Origin of the sequence: Nonomuraea corallina, from assembly GCF_027620315.1 — a bacterium.
GTDB classification, from domain to species: domain Bacteria; phylum Actinomycetota; class Actinomycetes; order Streptosporangiales; family Streptosporangiaceae; genus Nonomuraea; species Nonomuraea corallina.
Genome location: NZ_JAPNNL010000081.1, coordinates 21,613 through 30,916, shown reverse-complemented (window position 1 = coordinate 30,916; position 9,304 = coordinate 21,613). Strand labels below are relative to the sequence as shown.

At 73.5% G+C, this 9,304-nt stretch carries 9 protein-coding genes and 1 riboswitch; of the genes, 6 read left to right on the top strand and 3 right to left on the bottom strand.

The features are described from left to right. Positions 1-233: hypothetical protein (locus OUY22_RS20395; RefSeq protein ID WP_270156644.1), on the bottom strand; the 233-nt coding region annotated here is incomplete at its 3' end. A 195-nt stretch (positions 234-428) separates the two neighbouring features. Here OUY22_RS20395 and OUY22_RS20390 point away from each other — a divergent pair. Together OUY22_RS20390 and OUY22_RS20385 are read left to right on the top strand one after the other, a co-directional pair. Beyond that, complete coding sequence (locus tag OUY22_RS20390; RefSeq protein WP_270156643.1) at positions 429-2,525, top strand: bifunctional polysaccharide deacetylase/glycosyltransferase family 2 protein; 2,097 nt, start codon at positions 429-431, stop codon at positions 2,523-2,525. 257 nt (positions 2,526-2,782) lie between these two features. After that, a riboswitch (cyclic di-AMP (ydaO/yuaA leader) is annotated at positions 2,783-2,917 on the top strand. 12 nt (positions 2,918-2,929) lie between these two features. Continuing rightward, positions 2,930-3,730: a glycoside hydrolase family 25 protein gene (locus tag OUY22_RS20385; RefSeq protein WP_270156642.1), complete on the top strand. Its 801-nt coding sequence runs from the start codon at positions 2,930-2,932 to the stop codon at positions 3,728-3,730. 115 nt (positions 3,731-3,845) lie between these two features. Here the strand turns inward: OUY22_RS20385 and OUY22_RS20380 are convergent, their stop codons facing one another. Continuing rightward, on the bottom strand, positions 3,846-4,241 hold the full coding sequence (locus OUY22_RS20380; RefSeq protein ID WP_270156641.1) for a hypothetical protein: 396 nt from the start codon (positions 4,239-4,241) through the stop codon (positions 3,846-3,848). A 70-nt stretch (positions 4,242-4,311) separates the two neighbouring features. On the opposite strand from OUY22_RS20380, the gene OUY22_RS20375 reads away from it, so the two are divergent. Further along, positions 4,312-4,689, top strand: coding sequence for a MerR family transcriptional regulator (locus OUY22_RS20375; RefSeq protein ID WP_270156640.1), 378 nt, complete (start codon positions 4,312-4,314; stop codon positions 4,687-4,689). Between the two features lie 52 nt (positions 4,690-4,741). Here the strand turns inward: OUY22_RS20375 and OUY22_RS20370 are convergent, their stop codons facing one another. Next, the gene (locus OUY22_RS20370; RefSeq protein WP_270156639.1) at positions 4,742-5,107 is read right to left on the bottom strand and encodes a cupin domain-containing protein; all 366 of its coding nucleotides are present in this window, start codon (positions 5,105-5,107) and stop codon (positions 4,742-4,744) included. A gap of 324 nt (positions 5,108-5,431) precedes the next feature. Between OUY22_RS20370 and OUY22_RS20365 the strand changes: the two genes are divergently transcribed. The 3 genes from OUY22_RS20365 to OUY22_RS20355 all read left to right on the top strand — a co-directional run bounded on the left by OUY22_RS20365 (position 5,432) and on the right by OUY22_RS20355 (position 9,299). Beyond that, entirely contained in the window at positions 5,432-6,919 is a 1,488-nt protein-coding gene (locus OUY22_RS20365) for a sulfatase-like hydrolase/transferase (protein ID WP_270156638.1), read from the top strand. Between the two features lie 67 nt (positions 6,920-6,986). Then, positions 6,987-8,003, top strand: a complete 1,017-nt coding sequence (locus OUY22_RS20360) for an aliphatic sulfonate ABC transporter substrate-binding protein (RefSeq protein ID WP_270156637.1) — start codon at positions 6,987-6,989, stop codon at positions 8,001-8,003. Between the two features lie 48 nt (positions 8,004-8,051). Then, positions 8,052-9,299: an ROK family transcriptional regulator gene (locus OUY22_RS20355; RefSeq protein WP_270156635.1), complete on the top strand. Its 1,248-nt coding sequence runs from the start codon at positions 8,052-8,054 to the stop codon at positions 9,297-9,299. Positions 9,300-9,304 lie beyond the last annotated feature (5 nt).

Sequence of the window (9,304 nt, the reverse complement as noted above, 5' to 3'; positions counted from 1 at the left end):
TGGCGGGAGCCCGGCCGCCGCACCTCGGCCGCGCCCTCCCGTACCCGCGACAGGAGCCGGTCCGCCCGGCCCCCCTCGTCCGCGCGTCCGTCGCGTACGTCCGAGCCTCCGGAGACGGCCCCGGCGACCAGGACCGAGACGGGGGCGGCCGTGGAGCCGGAGCCCGGCACGGCCCGCGACACCATGCCGCCCCGCGAGCCCGAGCCGACCGCGTCCGAGGAGCCCGCCCCCACCGGTCAGCCGTCACCGACCCAGGACGCCACCGGAGCGCCGGCATGACCACCGCCCGCCGTCGCCGTCCCCGCCGCGACGTCGCCTCCGACCCCGGGCACGGGCCGCCGGTCCGGGTCCGGGAGGCAGGGTGGGTTCACCCGTCCGCTTCCGTACGGCGTGGCTCCGGCGGGGCGGACCAGCGGGTGAGGAGGCGGGTGAGGAGGCGGGCGGCGCGGCGGGAGGAGCCGTCGGGTCACTGGCTGATGCTGCTCACCGGGATGGCGCTGGTGGGCTGTGTGCTGGTGCTCGACGGCTTCGTCAAGAACGTCGCCGGCGAGACCGGGCCCGCGCCGCGCGGGACCGACCCGGCGGCCTGGCTGGAGCCGCTGCGCCGGGGCGGCCCGGTGCTCGACCTGACCCGGGACCGGCCCTCCAGCGCCCGCCCGAAGGCCCGCACGGTGGCGCTGACGTTCGACGACGGGCCCGATCCCGCCTGGACGCCCCGCCTGCTCGACGTGCTGAAGGCGCGCGGGGCCAAGGCGACGTTCTTCGCGGTCGGCTCGAAGATCGCCGCCCACCCGGAGCTGACCCGCCGGATCGTCGCCGAGGGCCACGAGCTCGGCAACCATACCTACACCCATCCCGATCTGGCCGCCGTCACCGCCTGGCGGGCCGAGCTGGAGCTGAACCTCACCCAGAAGGCGCTGGCCGGAGCCACGGGCCTGCATACGACGCTGGCCCGCCCTCCGTACTCCTCGACCCCCGACACCATCACCGGCCGGCAGTGGGACAGCCTGGCGGCGCTCGGCCGCGAGGGCTACCTGATCGCCCTGACGGACCTCGACACCAAGGACTGGCTCAGGCCGGGCCCGGCCCGCATCGTCCGGGCCGCGCTCCCGTCCGGGGGGCGCGGCGCCGTGGTGATGATGCACGACTCCGGCGGCGACCGCGCGCAGACGGTCGAGGCCGTCGGCCGGCTGCTCGACCGGCTGGACCGGATCGGCTACCGCGCCGAGACGCTGACATCCGCGCTCGGCCTGCCGTCGGCCCACCGCCCCGCCGGGCAGTCGGAGCGGATCGCCGGGGCCGCGCTCGGCCTGGCGCAGCGCGGGGCGAACGCGTTCACGGCCGCGCTGTGGTGGGTGCTGTTCGTCACCGGTGTGCTGACGCTGGCCCGGCTGGTGCTCCTGGTGGTCCTGGCCCGGGTGCACGCCCGCCGCTCGCGCGCCCCGGAGCCGGCCTGGCGGTGGGACCGGCCGCCGGGCGTGAGCGTGATCGTGCCCGCGTACAACGAGGAGGCGGGGATCGCGGCGACCGTGCGCTCGCTCGTGGCGACCGCGTACCCCGGCCCGGTGGAGGTGCTGGTGGTGGACGACGGCTCCACCGACCGCACCGCCGAGGCCGCCGCCGGGCTGCCGGGCGTGCGGGTGATCAGGCAGGCGAACGGGGGCAAGGCCGCCGCGCTCAACACCGGCATCCGGCACGCGCGCCACGGGATCCTCGTCATGGTCGACGGCGACACGGTGTTCGAGCCCGGCACGATCGGGCATCTGGTGCGCCGGCTCGCCGACCCTCGCGTGGGCGCGGTGAGCGGCAACACCAAGGTCGGCAACCGGCGCGGGCTCATCGGCCGCTGGCAGCACGTCGAGTACGTGATCGGGTTCAACCTGGACCGGCGCGCGTTCGAACTGCTCGACTGCATGCCGACGGTGCCGGGGGCGGTCGGCGCGTTCCGGCGTGACGCGCTGGTCACGCTCGGCGGGGTGAGCACCGACACGCTGGCCGAGGACACGGACCTGACGATGGCGCTGTGCCGGGCGGGCTGGCGGATGGTGTACGAGGAGCGGGCGATCGCCTGGACGGAGGCGCCCGCGACCCTGGGTCAGCTCTGGCGGCAGCGCTACCGCTGGTGCTACGGCACGATGCAGGCGATGTGGAAGCACCGCCGCGCCCTGGCCGAGCCGGCGCCGTTCGGCCGTCGCTGCCTGGGTTACCTGGCGCTGTTCCAGGTGCTGCTGCCGCTGCTGGCGCCGGTGGTCGACCTGATGGCCGTCTACCACTCGGTGGTCGGCGACCCGCTGCCGGCGGTCGCGGTGTGGGCCGGGTTCGTCCTGGTGCAGGCCGCCGCGGGCTGGTACGCGCTGCGCCTGGACGGGGAGCGGGTCTCGGCGCTGTGGGTGTTGCCGCTGCAGCAGGTGGTCTACCGGCAGCTCATGTACCTGGTGGTGTTCCAGTCGGTGGCGACCGCGCTGCTGGGGGTGCGGCTGCGCTGGCACACGGTGCGCAGGCAGGGCACTTTCGCGGCGCCATGAGGGGGCGGGGCGGGCTCTGCCTGGGCGCTTCCGAGGTCCGGAGCGGGCAGGGCCGCAGATTTTACCCGGGGTTCGGATGTCCTTGCCTGGCAGGCGATCCGGGACCGGGCACCCCGGGTGAGCGAGGTAAAACGGGATATGTCATAGTTGCAGTATTTTTGTCCGCTTATATACCTTGCGCATAGGCGCGGTGCACCCGTCGCCGTGTCGATGACCGACCGTGCGCCGTCCTGGCGGTATCCCCCTCGCGCCAGGGCGGCGCACGGCCGCCTAATCCGCGCCTCGCGGAGCCGGGGACCCACCTCTCTGGGGTGAATCGGACACCACCGTCCGTAGGGGACTTCCAACCCCGAACCCGTCAGCTAACCCGGTAGGCGGCATGGAAGCAAGGAGTCGATCCCCTCATGCCCAAGCTCAGGCTCGCCGCAGTTCTGACCTACCGTCCCAGCGCCCGCTTCGCGTACGCCCTGGCCTGCGCGCTGGTGGCGGGCACCACGGCCCTCGCCGGCGTGACCGGCAGCGCCATCGCCGCCACCACAGGCCAGACCGGCCAGGCCGGCCACACCGGCCAGGTCGTCTCCCCCGTCGACCCGAACCCGGCCGCCGCCCCGGGGCAGGCCGCCGCGCTCACGTACGGGCAGGACGTGTCCAACTACCAGCCCGACCACGACTGGGCGAGCAGCCCGGCCGAGTTCGGCATCATCAAGGCCACCGAGGGCACGAGCTTCCGCGACCACACCTTCGCCCGGCACTGGGCGGAACTCGACAAGAAGGGCATCGTGCGGGGCGCGTACCACTACGGGCACCCGCGCAACAATCCCATCGCCGAGGCCGAGCACTTCCTGTCCATGGTGAACTCCCAGCCGAGCAAGCCCGGTGACCTGCTGGTGCTCGACCTGGAGACGACCAACGGCCGGTCCGTCGCCGAGGTGAACGCCTGGGCCAAGGCGTGGCTGTCCCACGTCGAGGCCAAGACCGGGGTCAAGCCGATGTTCTACAGCGGCTGGCACTTCGCCGACACCTACGGCGCGGGGCTCGCGGAGTACCCGCTCTGGGTGGCCCACTACGGCAAGCCTCAGGGGCAGGTCACCCCGCCGGCGGACTGGAGGTCCTGGACCATCCACCAGTACTCCGACTCGCCCATCGACCAGAACGTCTCGGCGCTGACCCCCGACCAGCTCCGCACCCTCGGCCGCCCGGTCTGATTCCCGTCGCCCGGGTGACCGCCGCGCACCGGCGGCCGCCCGGGTGCCCGGGCCGCCGGGCGCGGGTCAGACGAGCCGGAGTCCCCGGTCCTCCAGCCGGGGCCGCCAGTGCGGGTCAGACGAACCGGAGTCCCCGGTCCGCCAGCCGCCGCAGCGGCTCGTCCGGGCCCGCCGCGGCGGTCTCCGGCAACTGGAAGAACTCCTCCAGGATCGCCTCGGCCATCTCGTCGGCGGGGACGGTCAGGTCCCAGACGACCTCGCCTGCCGACGCCGTGACCTCGGAGGAGAAGAACGCGCAGCACGCCTTCTCCCGAGCGGCGAGGTCCCGTACCCACTCCTCCAGCCCGTCAGGCCCGTCAGGCCCGTCAGCGCGGAACCGGAACCGGACGCCGCCGGCGGTCCGCTCACGGGCGGTGAGCGCCCGGCCGAACAGCCGCCCGTACTCGGCCAGGCGCTGCTGGGGAGTGTCCCGGGCGGCGCTCATGTCGCACACGATCGGTGGGATGTCCACGATGTGCTCTCCTTCCGTCACCTCCGGAGCGTAAAGTCTGGACTTCGGTCCAGAGTCAAGGGAGGGCGACGTGAAGATCGGCGAGGTGGCGCGCGCGGCCGGGGTCAGCGTGGACACCGTGCGCTTCTACGAGCGGCGCGGGGTGCTGCCGGAGGCGGGCCGCAGGCCGTCCGGCTACCGGGAGTTCGACGAGTCGGCGGTGTCCAGGATCCGCACGGCCAAGGCGCTGCGGGAGCTGGGCTTCACGCTGGACGAGGTGGCCGGCGCCCTGCGCTCCCACGACGCGGGCGGCGCGACGTGCGCGAGCGAACGGTGGCGCCTGGAGGCGGTGGTGGAGCGCCTCGACGCCAGGATCGCCGAGCTGGCCCGGGCCCGCGACCTCGCCGCGCGATGCCTGGCCGACTGCCGCTCCGGCGACTGCCGCTTCCCCACCGGCCTGTCGCTGTAGCCTGCGGGACGGCCCCCTCGTCCTGCCCGCCGATCGCGTCCCGGACACGCGGCTATTCCCCGGCCCGGTCGGCCTCGTCCCTGGTCCGGTGCACGGTGCCGTCGGCGTGCTCGGGCGGCCCGTACACGGTGTAGAGGACGAGCGGGCCCGGCCCGGTGTTGACGAAGTTGTGCACGGTGCCAGCCGGGACCGCGACCAGGTCGCCCGGCCCGACCGGCCGCGCCTCGCCGCCCACGCGGGCCTCGCCGGAGCCTGAGACGAAGGCGAGGAACTGGTCGGTGTCCTCGTGCACCTCCTCGCCGATCTCGCCGCCCGGCGGGATGGTCATGGCGACGAGCTGCGTCTTCGTCCCGGTCCACAGGACCCGGCGGAAGTCGCCGCTCTCCTCGGCGATGGTCGCGATCGCGAAGTGGTGCACGGTCGGCTCCTGTTCTCGCACTTCATGGCGACGTATGACTCTTGCCAGGAGAAAAGCCGCCATAAACCCGTATCGGTCGGCCGGCCGAGCGCGCCGGCGGCGGGCGCCGGACGCGTGATCCCCCCTGCGATCCCGTCACCGGGCCGGCCCGTGACTTGACCGCCGGGCGGCCCAGGCCGGAGCCGCCGGAGTCTGCTCAGCGATCGCGATTTAGGTCAAGGCGACGGAAATAAGCCGAGACAGATCCCCAGGTCACCCCTCTTGCGCGCCAGTCGTACCCCCTTTAATGTAAACACCCAGGAAAAAATGGCGATCGGAGCGCGAGTGACCAGTCCACGCAACGTCCTGTTCCTGATGACCGACCAGCATCGGGTGGACACCCTCGGCTGCTACGGCAACCCGGAGGTGCGCACCCCCGCGCTGGACGGCCTCGCGGCGGAGGGCACGCGGTTCGACCGGTTCTACACCCCGACCGCGATCTGCACCCCGGCGCGGGCCTCCCTCTTCACCGGCCTGCACCCGTTCCGGCACGGCCTGCTGGTCAACCCCGAGCGCAACGGCGGCGCGCGCGACGAGGTCGCCGCCGGGCAGCCCGTCATGTCCGAGCCGCTGCTGGCCGCGGGCCACAACCTCGGCCACGTCGGCAAGTGGCACATCGGCCGCGAGCGCGGCCCCGAGTTCTACGGCATGGACGGCGAGCACCTGCCCGGCGCGCTCAACCCGTTCCACCACCCCTCCTACGAGACCTGGCTGAAGGAGCACGGCCATCCCCCGTTCGCGGTGGAACAGCCCGTCTTCGGCAGGGCCGCCAACGGCACCGGCCGCGGCCACCTGATCGCCGGACGGCTCAAGCAGCCCGCCGAGGCCACGGTGGAGTCCTTCCTCACCGACCGGACGCTGGAGCTGCTGGAGCGGTACGCCCGCGACTTCCACCGCTCGGGCAGGCCGTTCGTGCTGTCCTGCCACTGGTACGGGCCGCACCTGCCCTATCTGATCCCGGACGAGTACTACGACCTGTACGACCCGGACCGGGTGCCGCTGCCCGCGTCCATGGCCGAGACGTTCGACGGCAAGCCGGAGGTGCAGCGCCGCTACTCGGAGTACTGGTCGGCCGACCACTTCGACGCCGACGCCTGGCGCAAGCTGATCGCCGCCTACTGGGGTTACGTGTCGCTGATCGACGCCCAGGTCGGCCGCCTGCTGGCGGCGCTGCGCGAGCTGGCGGTGTGGGACGACACGGCGGTGGTCTTCACGGCCGACCACGGCGAGTTCACCGGCGCGCACCGGCTCAACGACAAGGGCCCGGCCATGTACGAGGACATCTACCGCATCCCCGGCATCGTCCGGGTGCCGGGCGCCCCGGTGCGGACCGTGGACGCGTTCGCCACGCTGATCGACCTCAACCCCACGATCCTCGACCTGGCCGGGCTGCCGCCGCAGGAACCGTGCGACGGCCGCAGCTTGCTGCCGCTCATCAACGGCGAGCCGGCCGAGGGCCGTGACGCGGTGGTCGCCGAGTTCCACGGCCACCACTTCCCCTACTCCCAGCGCATGATCCGGGACCACCGCCACAAGCTGGTGTTCAACCCCGAGGGCGTGCACGAGCTGTACGACCTGGACCACGACCCGCACGAGCTGCGCAACGTCTACGCCGCGCCCGCCTACGCGGCGGTCCGGCGCGACCTGACCGTGCGGCTCTACCGCGAACTGCTGCGCCGCGGCGATCCCGCGTACAGCTGGATGAGCTACATGGCCGACATCGGCGAGGGCCGTGCCCCCGACGTGGACGGCGTCGCGGACGAAGTGGCCTGAGGCCACCCGTCACCCACCCGTCACCCACCCGGACCGTCACCCACCCGAACCAGAAAGGACCTCCCCGATGAGGCGTCCTCGCATCCTGGCCACCGCGCTCGCGGCCCTGGCCATCCTGCTGCCCGTCACCGCGTGCGGCTCGTCCTCCCCCTCCTCCTCCGGGGAAGGCGGCGCCGAGCCCGCCAAGGTGCGCTTCGGCTACATCGCCGACTTCTCCGGCGCGGCCGTGCTCGCCGCCGCCGACAAGCACGGCCTGTGGGCCAAGCACGGGCTGGAGCCCGAGCTGAAGGTGTTCACCAACGGCCCGCTGCAGATCCAGGCGCTCGGCTCGGGCGACATCGACTTCGGCTACATCGGCTCCGGCGCCACCTGGCTGCCGGCCAGCGGCAAAGCCAAGATCATCGCCCCGAACATGCTCGGCATGGCCGACCGCGTGATCGTCCATCCGGGGTCCGGCATCTCCTCGGTCGCCGACCTCAAGGGCAAGAAGATCGGCGTGCCCGAGGGCACGTCCGGCGACATGATCCTCGAACTCGCGCTGAAGAAGGCCGGGCTGACCGGCAAGGACGTGCAGAAGGTCAACATGGACCCGAGCACGGTCGTGACCGCCTTCAGCGGCAAGCAGATCGACGCGGCGGCCATCTGGTACCCGCTGATCGACACCATCAAGAAGAACGTGCCCGACCTGGTGGAGCTCACCAAGAGCGAGGACTACTACCCCGAGCTGAGCTTCCCCAGCTCCTTCGTGGCCCGCAACGAGCTGGTGGCCGAGGACGCGGCGACCGTCACCAAGGTGCTGCGGGTGCTGCAGGAGGGCAACGACTGGGTGGCCGGCAACACGGCCGAGGCGGAGACGCTGACGGCCACGTTCCTGAAGGCGCCCGCCGAGCAGTTCAAGGGCGCGTCCTCGGTGACGAAGATCCTGCCGACGGCGGAGCTGAGGCAGCTCGCCCAGGACGGCTCGGCCGCCGGATGGTACAAGGGCCTGGCCGACATCTTCGTCACCATGGGCAAGCTGACCGAGTCGCCCGACCCCGCGACGTACTTCACCGCCGACCTGTACGCGTCCGCGGGCGCGAGCTGATCCGTCCCGAGCCGATGACGAAGATCCGTCGCCCACCATCATGGTGCCATGTCGACCCCCACTGACGCCCTGCAGCGGCTGCGCCGGGTGCACGAGGACGCCGTGCTGTCCGCGCTGCGCTCGGCGGGCGCGCTGAGCCGCGCCCAGCTCACCGAGCGCACCGGGCTGTCCCGCACGACGCTGTTCGCCATCGTCTCCGACCTCATGGAACGAGGCGCGGTGATCGAGACCGAGGCGGCGCCGGCCGAGCCGCGCGGCCGCGGCAGACCGGCCACCCTCGTCTCGCTCAACCCGGCGGCCGGCCTGCTGGTCGGCCTCGACCTGGGGCGCGGGCGGGTGCGGCTGGCCGTCGCGAACGCCGCGCACCAGGTCGTGGCCACCGCCTCGGCCGGCCTTCCGGAGGGCGCCGGCCCGCTGGAGCAGGCGGAGGCGGCGGTGCGGCTGGTCCGCGAGGTCGCGGCGGAGCGCGGGATCGGCCTGGGCGCGCTGGAGGCTGTCGGGCTCGGGCTGGTCGGGGTGGTGGACGAGCACGTCCCCGCCGTCACCCTGACCGGGCCGGGCGCGCCGGCCTCCCCGGCGTCCCGCGAGCCGGGTCCAGGGGCGGCCCGGGTGCCCGCGCGCTACCTGCCGCTCGTGCTGCGGGTGGCCGAGGAGTTCGGCGTCCGGGTGGCGGTGGACAACAACGCCAGGCTGGCCGCGCTGGCCGAGGCCACCTGGGGGGTGGCCAGGCCGGCGCGCGACATGGTGTACGTGCGCTGGTCGGTCGGCGTGGGCGGCGGGTTCCTGGCAGGCGGGCGGCTGCTGCGCGGCGCGCACGGCGCGGGCGGCGAGCTGGGGCACGTCTCGCTCGACCCCGCGGGCCCGGCCTGCCACTGCGGCGGCCGGGGCTGCCTGGAGGGCCGCATCGGCGGGCAGCGCCTGCTGGACGCCTGCGCCGCCCGGGGGGTGGCGCTGGAGAGCCTGGACGCGCTGGTCACCGCCGCCCAGGACCGGGTGCCCGCGGTGTGCGCGGTCGTCGCCGAGGCCGCGGCCGACCTGGGCCGGGTGCTGGCCGGCACGGTCACCCAGCTCGACCCCTCCCTGGTCGTGGTCGGGGGCGAGCTGGCGGCGCTGGGCAGCCTGGTCCTGGACCCCATCAGGGACGCGATCTCCGGGCAGGCGCTGCCCCGCTCGCCCCGCCAGATCGAGGTCACCCAGGCCGACCTCGGCGTGAACGCCTCGGCCATGGGCGCGATCGCGCTCCTGCTGCACGAGGAGCCCTCCATTCCCGCCCATCTTCGACCGGCGATCCCATGAATCAC

Coding starts and splice junctions, on each gene's coding strand:
- OUY22_RS20385 (WP_270156642.1), top strand. CDS start 2,930: ATGCCCAAGCTCAGGCTCGCCGCAGTTCTGACCTACCGTCCCAGCGCC.
- OUY22_RS20360 (WP_270156637.1), top strand. CDS start 6,987: ATGAGGCGTCCTCGCATCCTGGCCACCGCGCTCGCGGCCCTGGCCATC.
- OUY22_RS20355 (WP_270156635.1), top strand. CDS start 8,052: ATGTCGACCCCCACTGACGCCCTGCAGCGGCTGCGCCGGGTGCACGAG.